We start from the raw sequence: 16,233 nt of genomic DNA, 5'->3' as shown, positions 1-16,233 counted from the left end.
TCACCATGAACCGTGCGTTTCTTTACAATGTCAGTGCAAATGTGATGACGTTTTTCTTGATGATGCTGATGTCTGTTTGTTTAACGCCTTACATTGTTCATACACTTGGAGTGGAAGCGTTTGGTCTGATTCATCTGACGCAAAATATGATCAATTATTTATCGGTCATTACGGCTTCATTAAGTGCTGTGGTGGTGCGTTTTTTTTCTGTTGCGGCTCATAAAGGAGAGATGGAACAAGCGCAGCGCTATCTCGCTTCCTATTTTGTCAGTTCTCTTTTTTTATCCATCTGTCTTTTTTTACTTTGTCTATTCATGTCTCAGCAGCTGGTTGATTGGCTCCATGTGCCTGCTCATCTTGCAAAAGATACACAGATCGCCTTTGTGTTAGGGGGTCTTTTATTTATGCTCAATTTCGTCATGTCTGGTATTGGGGCGGCACCATTTTATGCGAACAAATTATATGTATCGAGTGTTGGACAGGCCATTCAGATGTTTGGCAGGGCGCTTGTGATTGTGCTGCTATTTACCGTGACGACACCAGCTATTTGGCATATTCCGCTTGCAGCCGTTATGGGGAGTTTCGCCGCTTTGGGAATGGGTCTCTATTATTTTAAGAAACTTATTCCTTGGTTTTCGTTTAAGTGGCGGTACGTTTCTTTATCTTCAAGTCTCACGCTGGTTCGATCAGGGGTGTGGCATTCATTTGAACAAATGGGCATTTTGTTGTTTTTACAAATCGATTTATTGATGACCAACTTACTGATTGGGGCAGAAGCGACTGGACAGTATGCCGCCATTTTACAATTTCCATTATTATTGCGCACCCTTGCAGGGACACTTGCGATTGTGTTTGCGCCAACGATCACAAAATTATATTCAAACCAAGACGAGCAGGGGCTCATTCAATACGCCGCCAATGCCATGAAATGGAGTGGTTTATTTGTGGCATTCCCCGCAGCTCTGTTAGGAGGTCTTGCCGGTCCGCTCATGCTGTTATGGCTTGGACCAGCCTTTGAGGAACTGAAATGGCTGCTGATGATTCATGCGGCTTATTTGTGTTTCACATTGATGTTTTTACCGCTGACCTATGTACCGACTGCCTTTAACCGATTTAAAGTGCCGGCGGTTGTGACACTCATATTAGGCGGTTCCAATGTCCTCTTAGCCTATGGACTGACTCACCTACTTCAGCTTGGGTTATATGGCATTGCATCAGCAGGGGCCGTTGTTTTATTGATGAAAAATATCGTTTTTCTCCCATTGTATACAGCCAAGATCACGAAACAGAAAAGCACCATCTTTTACAAACATACAGTCATTCCGCTGTTTGGGGCTCTATTCATATGGGGGATCTGTGCCGGCATTCAGGCTGTGTATGATGTGACGAGATGGTGGGAGCTATTTTGTATTGGCGGAATATGTTTCGTTCTCTACTTAGGCTATTTGTATCAATTTGCAGGAACAAAACAAGAGCGGATACAGCTCATGCGTAAGGTGAAACAAGCTGCTATTGAACGAGCTGTCTCCCGCTAGTGTGGAAAGGAGAAGCAATGATGAAAAGAATAATAGATGTGGTCGTGGCACTGACACTGCTCATCGCAGGGAGTCCTCTTTTCCTTCTCATCTATGGACTCATTCGGTGGAAAATCGGAGCTCCTGTGGTGTTTCGACAAGAACGGCCTGGTCTGTACGGACAGCCGTTTATGCTTTATAAATTTCGGACGATGACCGAGGAACGCGATGAACATGGCGTACTGCTTCCAGACCATCTTCGATTAACAAAAACCGGCGCCTTTATTCGCAAGCTCAGTCTTGATGAATTGCCGCAGCTTGTCAATGTACTCAAAGGGGAAATCAGTCTCGTTGGACCAAGACCGCTTTTAATGGAGTATTTACAAATGTACACAGAGGAGCAAGCGAAGCGTCATCTTGTGAAGCCTGGTATCACTGGATGGGCCCAGGTGAATGGGAGAAATACTCTCTCTTGGGAGGAGAAATTCACCTATGACCTCTGGTATGTAGAGCACCAATCGTTTTGGCTCGATATAAAAATCTTATGGATGACCTTACTGAAAGTCATCAAAACAGAAGGGGTGCAGCAGCCAAATCATGCAACAGCTGAAAAATTCAAAGGAACCGATACGTAAAGAGCAGCCCATTGGCTTAATAGGGGCTGGCGGACACAGCAAGGTCATTCAGGAGTTGATTTTTTTGCATCCTGATTACTCATTGTGTGCGGTATTAGACGATCGATTTGAGGAAGCTTACACTCGAACCGGCATTCTGTATGGTCCGATTTCTATGAGTCAAAAGGTAAGTGAGGAAATACCTGATATGCAATGGCTGATTGCCATTGGGCAAAACGAAATCAGACAGAGGGTCAAAGAACGTCTCGCATTTGAAGAGAGGGCATTTGCCACACTGATTCATCCAGAGGCAGTTGTGAGCTCGTCAACGAAGGTTGGCCGGGGAACGGTTGTGATGGCAATGGCTGTTGTGCAAGCAGATGCAGTGATTGGTGAGCATGCCATTATCAACACCGGTTCTATCGTGGAGCATGATTGCTTTCTTGAATCCTTTACGCACCTATCCCCGGGAGCCGTGCTCACCGGCTGTGTCTCTGTGCGAGAGGGTGCTCATATTGGAGCTGGGGCTGCTGTCATACCTGGCAGAACCATTGGAAGCTGGGCAGTGATCGGCGCAGGAGCGGCAGTGACCCGAGATATACATGATCAGAAAGTCGCCGTAGGCGTTCCTGCAATTGAGATCAAAGATCGAAGAGAAGGTGGGAAATCATGAGAGATAGGAAACGAATCTACTTATCTCCTCCTCATATGAGTGGAAAAGAACAGAAGAAAATAGAGGAGGCATTTAAAAGCAATTGGATTGCACCATTAGGACCGCTTGTAAATGAATTTGAGCAAGTGGTCGCAGATTATGCAGGCGTGAAGAGTGGAGCGGCATTATCTTCAGGAACAGCAGCCATTCACCTTGCCTTAAAACTCATTGGCGTTCAAAAGGGAGATATGGTCTTTTGTTCCACTCTCACATTTGTTGCCAGTGCAAATCCTATTTTATATGAACAAGCGACGCCTGTTTTTATTGATTCAGAAAAAGAGACATGGAATATGTGTCCACTGGCGTTAGAGAAAGCCTTTGCTGAAACAAAACGACTTGGGAAAAGACCCCGTGCGGTTATTGTCGTTCATTTATACGGACAAAGTGCGAAAATGGATGAAATCATAGCGGTGTGTGAGGCATATGATGTGCCAATCATTGAAGATGCGGCTGAATCGTTAGGCAGTATATATAAAGGAAGAAAAAGCGGTTCAATGGGCAGGTTCGGTGTGTACTCTTTTAACGGAAATAAAATCATTACAACATCAGGAGGCGGAATGCTTGTCAGTGATGATGAATCAGCCATCGACCGCTGCCGATTTCTCGCGTCACAGGCAAGAGAACATGCCCTACACTATGAACATCAAGAGGAGGGATATAACTATCGGATGAGCAACCTGCTCGCAGGTGTAGGAATTGCACAGATGGAAGTGTTAGAGGAGCGTGTTCAGCAAAAACGCCGCATTTTCGAGCGTTATCAAGATGCTTTAGCCGACATTGAAGGCCTTCAATTTATGCCAGAATATCAAGAAACCACATCAAACCGCTGGCTGACCACATTCACCATTGATCATCATGTACAGATGTCTCCAGTAGAGATGATAGATGCTTTAGAACAAAAGCAGATCGAAGCAAGGCGTGTATGGAAACCACTGCATCAGCAGCCGCTCTTTCATGGTTGTCCTTTTTATACAACAGCCGATGAAGTCCCTGCATCTGAGTTGTTATTTGAGACAGGTCTTTGCCTGCCATCTGGTACAAGCATGACAGACGCGGAACAGGAGCTTGTCATTGATACACTGTACAACGCCCTGCAAAAGAAAGCATTACCCTCCTCATAGGCTGCTCGTTCATCAGCAGCCTGCCTCTCTTTTTAACAAATCCTTTAATTTGTGGAATAATAAGGAGTATATATTGTTATTTCGTTTCAAATATGATATTGACAACAGAGTCCTTCCTCCTTAAAATGAAAATGATTATCAGCATCAATTAGGAGGAGCAACCAACTTATGTCGATTTGGAGTAATTTTCCGAAAATTAAAATAAATACAATATTACCTATCCTACTGATCTTCTTACTAGTAGGCTGTTCTCAAGCAAATAATGGAGCAGGTGGAGACAAGGATCATCCCGATATGATCACCATGGCATGGCCAAGAGATATTGGCGAAATGAATCCACACATATACAATCCATCACAATTGTTTGCCCAATCCATGATTTACGAACCATTGGTGAGCTATCAAAAAAATGGAAAGCTTAAACCTGAATTAGCAAAATCGTGGGATGTTTCCAAGGATGGCAAGGTGTATACGTTCCATCTTAGAGACAATGTCACGTTTTCAGATGGATCTAAATTTAATGCGAACATTGTGAAAAAGAATTTTGATACGATTTTAAAAAACAAAGAAGTACATAGCTGGTTAGGTGTCATAAAGAAAATCAAAAAGACAGAAGCAGTGGACAAGCAAACGTTTAAACTCACATTAACTGAGCCTTATTATCCAACTGTTCAGGAGTTAGCTGTTGTGCGCCCTGTTCGTTTCCTAGGAGAAGCAGGTTTTCCGAAAAACGGAGATACATCAAAAGGAATCGAAAAACCAGTGGGGACAGGTCCTTGGGTATTAAAGACGTACAAAAAAGATGATTACGCGATTTTTGAACGAAATGACCACTACTGGGGAGAGAAACCAAAGGTCAAAGAAATCAAAGTGAAGGTCATTCCAGATGCCGAAACAAGAGTGATGGCATTTGAAAAAGGCGATGTAGATCTACTTTACGGAGAAGGAACGATTAGCCTTGATGCTTTTAAACAACTAGAGGCGAGCGGCAAGTATGAAACGAAGATGTCAGAGCCTGTAGCCACAAGACAGCTTGTCATGAACACAAAAGTCGATCAGCTGTCAGATGAGAAAGTGCGTCACGCCCTTCAGTATGCGATCAATAAAACATCATTGGTGGAAGGTGTGACCTCTGGCTTAGAGGATGTAGCAGATCACATCTTGCCGACAAACATGCCATATACGTCAGGCATCCGGGTGAAATCTTTCCAATATGATGTGGACAAAGCGAAGGCTTTACTGGATGAAGCGGGCTGGACGCTTCCAAAAGGAAAAACCATACGCGAAAAAGACGGAAAAACGCTTGAGTTTAGTATGATGTATGACTCAGCAGAATCGATTCAAAAAACAATGGCTGAAACCCTGCAGGCAGAATGGGCAGCCATTGGCGTTGGCGTCAAACTTGAAGGTGTCGAGCTGGCGACGCAGGTTCAGCGGTTTAAAGCGAACAAATTTGATATGAACTTCTTTAGCAATTACGGAGCGCCGTATGATCCGCATACATTTATGAACGTTGTCTCATCAGATGGTTTTGGATTCAAAGAGGCGATCTCAGCGTATCCGAATAAAGATAAGCTGATCAAAGAAATGACGGAGATTCCATCGACAACAAATGAAAACAAACGCAAAGCACTTTATTCGTCCGTCTTATCTTCCTTGCAAGATCAAGGGGCGATTGTGCCAATCTCTTATTTTAAAAAGACAGCTGTTTATCAAAAAGATGTGAAGGACTTTGATTTCCCTGCGAATCGAGATGAACACCCTTTCACAGGCATCAAGCTGAAGTAACAGAAGGAAGGTAAGCAAATGAGCCGCTATATCATCAAACGAATGTTATCTATCATTCCTGTATTTCTACTAGCCACACTGTTCACAACTGGCATGATTCATCTGTCACCAGTTGATCCAGCGGAGGCATATTTAGCAGCGGCTCATATTCAGCCTACTGATGAGGTATTAGCCCAAAAACGAAGTGAATTTGGTTTAGATGAACCTTTTTACATGCAGTACCTTCATACGATTGAAAAAGTCGTCCGTCTTGATTTTGGGCGGTCGTATATGACCAATCAGCCTGTACTTGATGAGGTGATCTATCGAATACCTGCGACGATTCAATTGGCGTTCACTAGTCTGCTGATCGCAATTTGTGTCAGTATTCCACTGGGCTTTTTCAGCGGGGTGAGAAAAAATGGCGTTGTAGATCATGTGAGCCGGTTGATTTCCTTCCTAGGAGCATCTATCCCGACCTTTGTTTTGGGGTATTTGCTCATCTTCTTTTTTTCAGTGAAACTCGATCTTTTACCTGTTGAAGGTGTTGGTACATGGGAACATCTTGTACTGCCATCCATTACACTGGCTGTGCCGTTAATTGCGATGTATACGAGATTATTGCGAGCGAGTGTGAGTGAGACGCTTCACGAGCCTTTTGTTCAATATGCGAGAATGAGAGGGTTAAAGGAACAATCGATTATGTTCAAACATGTCTTCAGAATGGCGATATCACCGATGCTGACAGGACTTGGCGTGAATCTTGGCAAGCTGCTCACAGGGACTATTATTGTAGAGGCTGTTTTTTCATGGCCTGGATTTGGACGATTTTTTATTGAAGCGATCTTTAACCGGGATCTGCCGGTCATTCAATTTTATGTGTTGATGGCGGCGTGTATCTTTATCTTAAGCAGTTTGATAGTGGATCTTCTTCAGCTGCTCATTGACCCCCGTATTTCTAGAAAGGAAGGCCGCCAGCCATGATGACAAAAGTAAAACACCTCTTCTATCATCAAAAGATGATCTCGATCTGTGTGGTGCTGCTCGGTCTCCTGCTCATTGTGACGATATGTGCACCATGGATCGCTCCGCATGACCCGGCGGCGGTTAATCTTGCAATGAAGCTAAAGGGTTCTTCATGGGGGTATCCTCTAGGCACCGACCAATTGGGAAGATGCAATTTATCTCGTATTCTATATGGTGCTCGTATTTCACTAGGATGTGCGTTGTTAATCTTTGTTTCCTCTCTATCTATCGGTTTAATCGTAGGGCTGATTTCTGGATATAAAGGCGGCTGGATCGATCACGTATTGATGAGATTGTGCGACGGGGTCATGGCATTTCCAAATTTGGTGCTGATCCTCGGATTAGTCGGTATTTTTGGACCAGGGCTTTCTCAAGTGGTGCTGGCTTTGATGCTTGTGCAGTGGGTGTATTACGCCCGCGTCTTTCGAGGGATGGTCCTTAGTTTAAAGGAACAAAACTTTATTGCAGCTGCGAAGATTAGCGGTACTTCCCATTGGAATATCATGAGAAAGCATATGATTCCGAATGTACTGCCGCCACTTGCGGTTGTGGGCACACTTGAAATGGGCTGGGCGATTATGGACATTTCAGCCATGTCTTTTCTAGGCTTAGGGGTTCAGCCCCCTACGCCTGAATGGGGAGCGATGATCCATGAAGGAAAATCTTATATTCAAACAAATCCTCAGCTGATGCTTTATCCGGGCCTTGTGATTATGGCTGTGGTCATTCTATTCAACTTACTGGGAGAAGCCCTTTCAGAGAAATATGGCATCAAACGTCGTGTGTAAAGGAATGAGTCAGTTGGAAGAGTCTATTTTAAATATAGAGAACCTGCATGTGCATACGAAAACGCCGCAAGGAACCATTTCTCTCGTTCAGGAAATAGCATTTGAGGTAAAGCGCGGTCAAATTGTTGGATTAATTGGTGAGAGTGGATGCGGAAAAACGGTGACAAGTATGTCGATCTTAAACATGCTTGATCGAAAAACAACCGAAGTGACTGGCAGTATCACTCTACAAGGTCGAGAATTGATCGGTTTGAGTGAACAGCATATGCGGTCTATTCGTGGCAAAGATCTCTCATATATTATGCAAAATCCGATGAATAGCTTTACGCCTGTATGGACAATTGGACATCAATTGATTGAAACAATCCGCCGGCATACATCTGTCAGTAAAAGGAAGGCTCGGGTCCAGGCAATTAAAGCCTTAGAGAAAATGAACCTGCCGCATCCAGATCAATTACTGAGTAAGTACCCTTTTGAATTAAGCGGGGGGATGCTCCAGCGTGTCATGATTGCTATGGCTGCCTGTATGCATCCGCCTCTGATCATCGCAGATGAACCGACAACCGCATTAGATGTACACAATCAGAAGCTGGTGCTTGAGCACTTGAATCAAATTCGTCATGAATACGGAACGGCGATTTTGCTCATTACCCACGATCTTAGTGTGATTGCGGAAATGGCAGACCAGGTCGTGGTGATGAAACAAGGAAAAATCGTTGAAAAGGCTGAAGTTCTTGAGCTTTTTGAACACCCGAAGCATGATTATACAAAGAAACTTTTAGCAGCTCGTCCATCCATTCCAGCTGTTTGCCCGATTTGAGGTGAGAAGACCGTTGCATTTAATAGAAGTGAAAGCAGTTAGTCATTCATATGGCAGCCGATCGTTTCTGATGAGGACAAAAGGGAGAGCCCCTGTCCTGAAAAACGTCCATTTGACCGTTGAAGAAGGCACTTGTCTTGGATTACTAGGTCAAAGTGGTGCAGGGAAAAGTACACTTGGCCGCATCATCCTTGGACTAGAGAAGCCAAGTAGCGGACAAGTTCTGTTTGAAGGTCAGGATATTATTCGTGCAGATCAGCGGACACATCAGCATTTCCGCCGGCATGTACAAGCGGTATTTCAAGATTCATATTCAGCAGTGAATCCAAGATGGACAGTGGAACAAATTCTATCTGAGCCGCTTGAAAACTATGAACCAATGACCCGAAAAAAACGTCAGCATATACTGATTCACTGGTTAGAAAGAGTAGGGCTCAGTGAGCAGGATTTGTCCAAGTACCCATACCAATTTAGCGGCGGCCAGCTACAGCGGATCAACATCGCCAGAGCACTGGTGCTTCAGCCAAAGCTCATTGTGCTGGATGAATCAGTCAGTAGCTTAGATATGGTTACGCAGGCAGTCATTTTAGATTTGTTAGTCGAATTAAAGAAAGAGCTGAAGCTTGCATACTTATTTATCACACATGATTTGACAGCGGCCTATCATTTAAGTGATCAATTAGCGATTCTTGATCAGGGTGAGCTTGTGGCTCAGTTTCAATCGAAGGATGATTTCTTTATATCAGAGCACGAAGCTGTGCTGAAAATGAAGGAGGCAACGCTCGCCAGCCACCCTTTGTCTCGAACGATTGGCAGGCCGGTTCGTTAACTTTTTCATTCCCTCAATGCCTCTTTTAAGAGAGGCTATTTTTCATGAAAGGCAGGTGGCATCGTGAACCATCGAGCATATTTAGCTTTGGCGATCCCTTTAACCATTTCAACGATGACCACGCCATTACTTGGAGCTGTCGATACAGCAGTTGTTGGACAGCTTGCCAATCCCGCTTATATAGGAGGCGTCGCAGTCGGCAGTCTCATTTTTAGTACATTGTACTGGCTGTTTGGTTTTCTGCGGGTAAGTACTTCTGCTTTTGCTGCCCAAGCAAACGGAGCGCAGAACGAGGAGCAGGGTGTTCTTGCTTTTCTAAGGCCTTTTTTGCTAGCTATTATCGTCGGACTTTGTTTTATTGCTCTTCAATGGCCCATTATTCAATCCGCATTATGGATCATCTCTCCTGCTGCTGATGTGCGCGAATATGCAGCGGACTATTTTCATATTCGGATCTGGGGAGCGCCATTTACCTTGATGAATTACGTCATACTCGGCTGGCTGATGGGGATGGCAAAAATGAAAGAAGCCCTTTCTTTACAAATTTTGATCAATGTCATGAATATGATCTTGGCATTGATCTTAGTTCATGCGTTTTCTTTTGCCGTCAAAGGTGTGGCAGCGGCGACATTGATCTCTGAACTCACTGCTTTTGTGTTAGGGGCCTGGATCATCTTGAAGCATACGTCAAACGGTTTTCGGATGCCGTCTATCCAGCAGGTGATGGACACACGTGCAGTAAAGAAAATGTTTCATGTGAATAAAGACTTGTTTATCCGAACGATCTGTCTGCTTGTCGTGATCAACATGTTTACAGCAAAGGGAGCGTCTTTCGGAACGGAGCAATTGGCGGCGAATGCCATTTTATTTCAAATTCACTACATCATGGCCTATTTGTTCGATGGATTTGCCAATGCATCCAGCATCCTTGTCGGTAGATCAGTAGGTGCGAACGACCGAGCGCTTTATGATAAAACATTAACCCTTTCGAGACAATGGGCAGTTGTGATGGCATGTGTCATTGCGGCAGGTTACTTTTTCTTTAAAGTTCCGATTTTGAGCCTGTTTACAAATTTACCTCAGCTTCTTGATGTGACACTGCAATATGCCGATTGGCTCGTTCTTTATCCGTTTGCTGCTTGCTTTGGCTTGGTGATTTATGGTGTATTCACAGGTGCGACAGAAATTGCTCCTGTCAGGAATTCAATGCTCTTTGCGATGATTTTGTTTGTGGCTGTTCAAGCGGCAGTCATTCCGATATGGCACAATCACGGACTATGGTTTGCCTTTATCATTTATACTGTAGGGCGGTCAGGCTTTTTGATGATGTACAAATCGAAGCTGGATCAAAAGCTTTTCCTACATGATAAACACCCTTTGCAATCGTGACAAAGGGTGCTGTTTTTCGTCCATTTATTCGCTTTCTTTTTTCACCTTTTGGTACGCTTCATCGAGATGCTGAATTCGCTTCAAGACAACAGCATTTTTCGTCAATTGGTCCTGCACAAGTGTAGAAACCACTGAACGATAATAAGCGTTCATGGCATGAATCTTGTCTTCATGTTGATTCATGGCAATGTGCTGTTTTAAGTTATCAATAAAGTATGGAACAGAAAAAAGTTCAGACATGGACATCACTCCTATTTCGTATATACGGTCCGTCAATCTTCATGTAAAATGATGAGAGGGAGGGGAGACAATGAGCCTTAAACTGCAACAAGAACTAGTATTAAAGCAGGTACTCACACAAGAACTCAGGCAGGCGATTACGCTGCTGCAACTGAATTGTACAGAGCTGGGTGAGTATCTTGATCAGTTAGCGCTTGAGAACCCTCTGATTGAGCGGAAAGACACGGACAGCTATCAACCAGTTTATCATAAAAGAACGCAAGATCGAATGACAGAGCCGTATCGTACGCATCAAAAAGAAAGCCTGCAAATGTATTTAAAGAGACAGGCCATTGATTTGAATTTAAGTGAAAAGAATCAAAGGATTTTTCACTTCATGATTGAGTCCATTGATTCCAATGGCTATTTAAATGAACCGGTTGACCAAATGGCCGCTGTTTTACAGGCTTCGGCAGAAGAAGTAGAAGCTGTTCTTCATCAGCTTCAATCATTAGAGCCTGCTGGTATTGGCGCTAGATCATTGCAAGAATGTATCCTGCTCCAGCTTAGACGAAAAAAGGATCGCTGGTATGAAGCAGAGCTGATCATCGAAGGGCATTTCTTTCTTTTCGCAAGGAAGGCTTGGAAGGAAATCGCGGCAAAAACAGGTATACCTTTGAAAACCTTGCAGGCCATACAAGATGAGGTGTCGCTTCTCGAACCAAGACCAGGCCTTCATTTCTCTTATGAAGAAGAGGATGTGTATATAGAACCAGATGTGTTGATTACAGCTGCGGGAGGTCACATCACATTCGAGCTGAACCAGCGTGCTTTTCCGGACATTGAAATGAATGAAGGGTATTTCGCCATGATTCAAGATCAAAAGCGGCATGAAGCATACACGTATCTAAAGGAAAAGCAGCAGCAGTACAATTGGCTTGTTCAAGCGCTGAAGCAGAGAAAACAAACGATGACAAATGTCGTTCGTGAGATTATCTTACAACAGACTGATTTTTTCCTGACCGGGAAGCATAAAATGAAACCGCTTACGATGAAGCGGGTTGCAGATATATTACAAGTGCATGAGTCGACAGTGAGTCGAACAGTCAAAGGGAAAATGGTGCAGACCCCTTACGGATTAATGGAAATGAAACAGTTTTTCCAAGCGAAACTAGAAGGGCATTCGCTCGAAGAAGCATCCAGCTACACAGTGAAGACCCACATTGCGGAGCTGATTCAATCAGAAAATAAGAAAAAACCGTATTCGGATCAGCAAATCATGACGCAGCTTCAGCAAACCTTTGGTATCCGTGTCTCTCGCAGAACCATTGCTAAATATCGTGAACAAATGAACCTTCCGTCTTCCACGCTACGGAAGCGATATGATTAAAAAGAAGCACATGCCAGAAACAATGGCACGTGCTTCTTTTTTGATGAGTGGAAGAGTGATAGAAGATTTCTTGAGAATTGAAAAAAGGGAAGACGTGTGATCTGAATTTTGGGGTAAAGTATAAGATAGGGCATGAGCCGATGGGGTAGACAACAGTGATGAGGTGAGACCAATTGAAATATAAACAAATCAAAACGAAAAAAATATATGAAGAAATTGCGGACGCATTAGTCGAATCCATTCGAACGGGGGAGCTTCTTCCAGGCGAAAAATTAGACTCGGTTCAAGCACTTTCTGAAAATTTTCAAGTCAGCCGTTCCGCTGTGAGAGAGGCGCTGTCCGCTCTGAAAGCGATCGGATTAATAGAGATGAAGCAAGGAGAAGGCACATATGTGAAGCAGTTCGATCCTGAGCAGCTCACATTTTGTTTATCTCCTGCTTTTTTGATGAAGCAGCAGGATATCGCACAGCTTCTTGAAGTGAGATCAATCATTGAATCAGGTGCTGTCAAAAAGGCAGCATTGCTGCGGACAGACGATGACCTCCATCGACTGCAGGAGGCACTAGAACAAATGAAGCGTGCAGAAGCGCATAAAGAAATTGGTGAGGAGGCAGACCTCACATTTCATCTTGCCATCGCCAAAGCCTCAAAGAATCATTTACTAGCGGCGTTAATGAATCAGGTCTCAACCTTGTTAATGGAAACGATGCGAGAAACAAGAAAAGTCGTGTTATTCTCAAGAAAAGCGTCCATCCATCAGCTTTACAAGGACCATGAACGAATTTATCAAGCTATCATGGACAAACAGCCAGAAGAAGCAGAGCGGGCGATGCTCACACATTTGGAAAAAGTAGAACAACTTCTTGGTGATGTGCTGCAAGAACAGGAAGGAAAGCCAGATATACAATAAGCTGTGCCGAAAAGCGGCACAGCTCAGCGTGTAGACAAACCCTCGCATTCTTTGTCAGTCCTGCGCGCTGGTACTCACGAATGTCAAATTCGCTCCGTGCCAGTGCTCGTCCTTCCTAGACTGCAAAGGTTTTCTATCACGCTGAAAAGAAGACAAAGGGCTAAAATAAAGGTCATTTTAGCCCTTTGTCAACAATCTAAGCTGTGCCGCATAAGGGCACAGCTCTATTATTGAAGAGAAATATGCAATTTTTTCATTCGATATTGCAGACTTTGCCTGCTCATGCCCAATATCTTTGCAGTCTGTGAAATATTGTCGTCCATTTTATTTAAGTAATGGACGATGTATTGTTTTTCAAATCGTTCCATTTGGGTTTGGAAATCAGTCGTATGTTCTGAGCTCGTGTAGACGAAGGTATCAGCTGCAGCTGTAGGCTGCACCGGACTCATCTGCATGTGTTCACTAGGATGACCTTCTCCTTGCTTGAATCGGAAATGGTAAGGAAGGTGATGCAAGCTTAAGGATGTTTCGTCCATCATCATATTCATTCCAGCCTCAATCACATGCTCCAGCTCTCTTACATTACCTGGCCAATGATAAGTTTGGAACAGGGCAAGTACCTCTTCATCAGCCGCCTTCACATTCATTTGAAACAGTTCATTATATTTTTGAATAAAGTGCATGACAAATGTCGGGATGTCTTCTTTTCGCTCAGAGAGCGGCGGGATAAACAAGGTGACAATGCCAAGCCGGTAAAATAAATCCTTTCGCATCCGTCCACCTGCGATCGCATCCACAGGGTCCTCATTCATATTAGCAATCACTCTCACATCAATGGCGATTTCTTTTGTACTGCCTAACCTTCTCACACGTTTCTCCTGCAAGACGCGCAATAGTTTTGCTTGAAGAGCCGGGTGTAATGAGTTGATCTCATCTAAAAGCAGTGTACCACCTTGTGCTTGTTCGAATAGACCGGGCTGATCTGTTGCCCCTGTAAAAGCCCCTTTTTGTGTTCCAAAAAGCAGACTTTCAATGAGGTTATCAGGCAGCGCTGCACAATTCTGCGTAATAAATGGTCCAGATGAACGGCTGCTGCCATTATGAATGCTTTGTGCAAATAGCTCTTTCCCCGTTCCTGTTTCACCAACAATCAGCACATAAGAAGAGGTACGTGTGGCTCGTTTCGCATGTTCAATTACTTCTAAAAAGGCAGGACTTTCCCCAATGATTGAATCAAATGTAAAGCGTGTGTTTCCTTTTTTCTTCATATTGTGGTGAATGAGCCGTTCCAGTTTCGTGACATCATTCGAAATTTCAACTGCCCCTTGAATCAAACCGTCTCGAACGAGCGGGTATGTATGGTTAATCGTTGTGATTTCTTTTCCATTGTAGTTGTGATACGTCTGCTTTGCATGAACCGTTTGTTTCCCGGTTCGCAGCGCTTGGACAAGTGTACTGTGCATCTCGTCCTGAAACACAAAGAGGTCTAATACATTTTTATAAAGGACATCAGAACGTTTTAAAGATTCGATCTCCATCATTTTTTTATTATAAACAATGGTATTGCCATTTTCGTCAATGGCGTGAACCCCAACATCAATTAAATCGAGCATTTGTTTATATAGATCAATCTCATTTTCAAGCTTTGCGGTATGCTGATCTTTTTTCACTTGCGCCACCTCCAGACATTACCTCTATTTTACATGAAAAATTTTGCGGTTTCCTCTAAAAAAATTTGCATATGCAAAATATTTTTGCGTTAAAGGTGCGAACAATCCTAGGCACAGAGCGATCACTAAGTTGGCATGATCCTTGCATAACATAAGAGTGAAGATGAACCCCATAAAAAGAGGCAAGCTTACAGAAGGAGGAATACACGATGACACAGACAAAAGCATTGATTCATCAAACAGAACAATACGGTGCGGCGAACTATCATCCGTTGCCAATTGTGATTTCAGAGGCTGAGGGAGTGTGGGTGACTGATCCTGAGGGCAACCGATACATGGATATGCTCAGTGCATATTCTGCAGTGAACCAAGGACATCGCCATCCCCGCATTATAGAAGCGCTTAAAACACAAGCTGACCGTGTGACACTCACATCAAGGGCCTTCCATAATGATCAGCTTGGTCCTTGGTATAAGAAGATTTGCAAATTAACGAATAAAGAGATGGCATTGCCGATGAATACAGGAGCAGAGGCTGTGGAAACGGCGATAAAGGCAGCGAGACGATGGGGCTATGATGTCAAGGGTATCGAAGAGAATCGGGCAGAAATCATTGCATGTACCGGGAATTTTCATGGTCGTACAATGACGGCTGTGTCACTTTCTTCGGAAGCAGAATATCAAAGAGGTTTCGGTCCGATGCTTCCGGGCATAAAGCTCATCCCTTATGGAGATATTGAGGCGTTACGCGAAGCGATCACTCCGCAAACAGCAGCTTTTCTCTTTGAACCGATTCAAGGGGAAGCGGGCATTGTCATGCCGCCCGAGGGCTTTATAAAAGAGGCAAAAGCGATCTGTGAGAAGGAACATGTGTTATTGATCGCAGATGAAATTCAAGTGGGATTAGCGCGGACTGGCAAGATGTTTGCATGCGACTGGGAAGGCATTGAGCCGGATATGTTGATTCTTGGTAAAGCACTTGGCGGCGGGGTATTCCCGATCTCATGTGTTGTAGCAAATCGTGATATTTTAGGTGTGTTTAACCCAGGATCTCACGGGTCTACCTTTGGCGGGAATCCTCTTGCGTGCGCAGTATCGCTAGCTGCACTAGATGTTTTAATCGACGAGAAGCTTGCCGAGCGCTCATTGGAGCTTGGGGAATATTTCAAAGACAAACTGTCACGCATTCAAAGTCCTGTCATTAAGGAAGTGCGCGGGCGTGGACTATTTATTGGAATGGAACTGACTGAGGCAGCTAGACCCTATTGCGAGAAGCTCAAGCAAGCCGGGCTGTTATGCAAAGAAACCCATGAGACAGTAATTCGATTTGCACCGCCGCTCACCATTTCAAAAGAAGACTTGGATTGGGCAATCGCTCATATCGAAGCGTTATTTCAAGCATAAATGATCAAGGGAGAAGCCTTCAAATTCTCCCTTTCTCTTTCAATGAACGGCGAATTTTGT

15 protein-coding genes are annotated in these 16,233 nt (G+C 44.0%); 13 read left to right on the top strand and 2 right to left on the bottom strand.

Features of this window, described 5'->3' with window-relative positions; all coding sequences use genetic code 11:
• The first annotated feature begins 5 nt into the window (after positions 1 to 5).
• From NST15_RS15905 to NST15_RS15860, 10 genes are all read left to right on the top strand, one after another.
• The gene (locus tag NST15_RS15905; protein ID WP_342498653.1) at positions 6 to 1,535 is read left to right on the top strand and encodes an MATE family efflux transporter; all 1,530 of its coding nucleotides are present in this window, start codon (positions 6 to 8) and stop codon (positions 1,533 to 1,535) included.
• A 20-nt stretch (positions 1,536 to 1,555) separates the two neighbouring features.
• Positions 1,556 to 2,149: a sugar transferase gene (locus NST15_RS15900; RefSeq protein WP_060781438.1), complete on the top strand. Its 594-nt coding sequence runs from the start codon at positions 1,556 to 1,558 to the stop codon at positions 2,147 to 2,149.
• Positions 2,112 to 2,801, top strand: coding sequence for an acetyltransferase (locus tag NST15_RS15895; protein ID WP_342498652.1), 690 nt, complete (start codon positions 2,112 to 2,114; stop codon positions 2,799 to 2,801). The genes NST15_RS15900 and NST15_RS15895 overlap by 38 nt, the downstream gene beginning before the upstream one ends.
• Positions 2,798 to 3,961 (top strand): DegT/DnrJ/EryC1/StrS family aminotransferase, encoded by a 1,164-nt coding sequence (locus tag NST15_RS15890; protein WP_342498651.1) that lies wholly within the window; start codon positions 2,798 to 2,800, stop codon positions 3,959 to 3,961. Before NST15_RS15895 ends, NST15_RS15890 begins: the two co-directional genes overlap by 4 nt.
• 168 nt (positions 3,962 to 4,129) lie before the next feature.
• Positions 4,130 to 5,749 (top strand): nickel ABC transporter substrate-binding protein, encoded by a 1,620-nt coding sequence (gene nikA, locus NST15_RS15885; RefSeq protein ID WP_048002931.1) that lies wholly within the window; start codon positions 4,130 to 4,132, stop codon positions 5,747 to 5,749.
• Positions 5,750 to 5,767: 18 nt separating this feature from the next.
• Positions 5,768 to 6,712, top strand: coding sequence for a nickel ABC transporter permease subunit NikB (nikB, locus tag NST15_RS15880; protein WP_060832666.1), 945 nt, complete (start codon positions 5,768 to 5,770; stop codon positions 6,710 to 6,712).
• Positions 6,709 to 7,542: a nickel ABC transporter permease subunit NikC gene (nikC, locus tag NST15_RS15875; protein ID WP_008347734.1), complete on the top strand. Its 834-nt coding sequence runs from the start codon at positions 6,709 to 6,711 to the stop codon at positions 7,540 to 7,542. The genes nikB and nikC overlap by 4 nt, the downstream gene beginning before the upstream one ends.
• Before the next feature lie 4 nt (positions 7,543 to 7,546).
• Positions 7,547 to 8,362, top strand: a complete 816-nt coding sequence (nikD, locus tag NST15_RS15870; RefSeq protein ID WP_326110521.1) for a nickel import ATP-binding protein NikD — start codon at positions 7,547 to 7,549, stop codon at positions 8,360 to 8,362.
• A gap of 13 nt (positions 8,363 to 8,375) precedes the next feature.
• The gene (locus NST15_RS15865) at positions 8,376 to 9,191 is read left to right on the top strand and encodes a dipeptide/oligopeptide/nickel ABC transporter ATP-binding protein (protein ID WP_342498650.1); all 816 of its coding nucleotides are present in this window, start codon (positions 8,376 to 8,378) and stop codon (positions 9,189 to 9,191) included.
• Between the two features lie 63 nt (positions 9,192 to 9,254).
• Complete coding sequence (locus NST15_RS15860) at positions 9,255 to 10,580, top strand: MATE family efflux transporter (RefSeq protein ID WP_144739577.1); 1,326 nt, start codon at positions 9,255 to 9,257, stop codon at positions 10,578 to 10,580.
• Positions 10,581 to 10,604: 24 nt separating this feature from the next.
• Here NST15_RS15860 and yvfG read toward each other — a convergent pair whose 3' ends face one another.
• Positions 10,605 to 10,820, bottom strand: coding sequence for a protein YvfG (yvfG, locus tag NST15_RS15855; RefSeq protein ID WP_017359206.1), 216 nt, complete (start codon positions 10,818 to 10,820; stop codon positions 10,605 to 10,607).
• 70 nt (positions 10,821 to 10,890) lie between these two features.
• On the opposite strand from yvfG, the gene rpoN reads away from it, so the two are divergent.
• Together rpoN and NST15_RS15845 are read left to right on the top strand one after the other, a co-directional pair.
• Entirely contained in the window at positions 10,891 to 12,189 is a 1,299-nt protein-coding gene (gene rpoN, locus NST15_RS15850) for an RNA polymerase factor sigma-54 (RefSeq protein ID WP_342498649.1), read from the top strand.
• Between the two features lie 173 nt (positions 12,190 to 12,362).
• Positions 12,363 to 13,100: a FadR/GntR family transcriptional regulator gene (locus NST15_RS15845; protein WP_008347721.1), complete on the top strand. Its 738-nt coding sequence runs from the start codon at positions 12,363 to 12,365 to the stop codon at positions 13,098 to 13,100.
• A 227-nt stretch (positions 13,101 to 13,327) separates the two neighbouring features.
• On the opposite strand, the gene NST15_RS15840 is transcribed toward NST15_RS15845, so the two are convergent.
• On the bottom strand, positions 13,328 to 14,770 hold the full coding sequence (locus NST15_RS15840; RefSeq protein ID WP_079920163.1) for a sigma 54-interacting transcriptional regulator: 1,443 nt from the start codon (positions 14,768 to 14,770) through the stop codon (positions 13,328 to 13,330).
• Between the two features lie 209 nt (positions 14,771 to 14,979).
• On the opposite strand from NST15_RS15840, the gene NST15_RS15835 reads away from it, so the two are divergent.
• Positions 14,980 to 16,173 (top strand): ornithine--oxo-acid transaminase, encoded by a 1,194-nt coding sequence (locus tag NST15_RS15835; RefSeq protein ID WP_342498648.1) that lies wholly within the window; start codon positions 14,980 to 14,982, stop codon positions 16,171 to 16,173.
• Positions 16,174 to 16,233: the final 60 nt, after the last annotated feature.

Source organism: Bacillus sp. FSL R5-0820 (assembly GCF_038593385.1).
Taxonomy (GTDB): Bacteria; Bacillota; Bacilli; order Bacillales; family Bacillaceae; genus Bacillus; species Bacillus altitudinis.
Note: the sequence above shows the minus strand (reverse complement) of the source record. Positions and strands in the feature narration are given on the sequence as shown.

Excerpts from the sequence above, each read along its gene's own strand:
- NST15_RS15835 (WP_342498648.1), top strand. The coding sequence starts at position 14,980 with ATGACACAGACAAAAGCATTGATTCATCAAACAGAACAATACGGTGCG.
- nikA (WP_048002931.1), top strand. The coding sequence starts at position 4,130 with ATGTCGATTTGGAGTAATTTTCCGAAAATTAAAATAAATACAATATTA.
- NST15_RS15890 (WP_342498651.1), top strand. The coding sequence starts at position 2,798 with ATGAGAGATAGGAAACGAATCTACTTATCTCCTCCTCATATGAGTGGA.
- nikB (WP_060832666.1), top strand. The coding sequence starts at position 5,768 with ATGAGCCGCTATATCATCAAACGAATGTTATCTATCATTCCTGTATTT.
- NST15_RS15905 (WP_342498653.1), top strand. The coding sequence starts at position 6 with ATGAACCGTGCGTTTCTTTACAATGTCAGTGCAAATGTGATGACGTTT.
- NST15_RS15895 (WP_342498652.1), top strand. The coding sequence starts at position 2,112 with ATGCAACAGCTGAAAAATTCAAAGGAACCGATACGTAAAGAGCAGCCC.
- nikD (WP_326110521.1), top strand. The coding sequence starts at position 7,547 with ATGAGTCAGTTGGAAGAGTCTATTTTAAATATAGAGAACCTGCATGTG.
- rpoN (WP_342498649.1), top strand. The coding sequence starts at position 10,891 with ATGAGCCTTAAACTGCAACAAGAACTAGTATTAAAGCAGGTACTCACA.
- NST15_RS15900 (WP_060781438.1), top strand. The coding sequence starts at position 1,556 with ATGAAAAGAATAATAGATGTGGTCGTGGCACTGACACTGCTCATCGCA.
- nikC (WP_008347734.1), top strand. The coding sequence starts at position 6,709 with ATGATGACAAAAGTAAAACACCTCTTCTATCATCAAAAGATGATCTCG.
- yvfG (WP_017359206.1), bottom strand. The coding sequence starts at position 10,820 with ATGTCTGAACTTTTTTCTGTTCCATACTTTATTGATAACTTAAAACAG.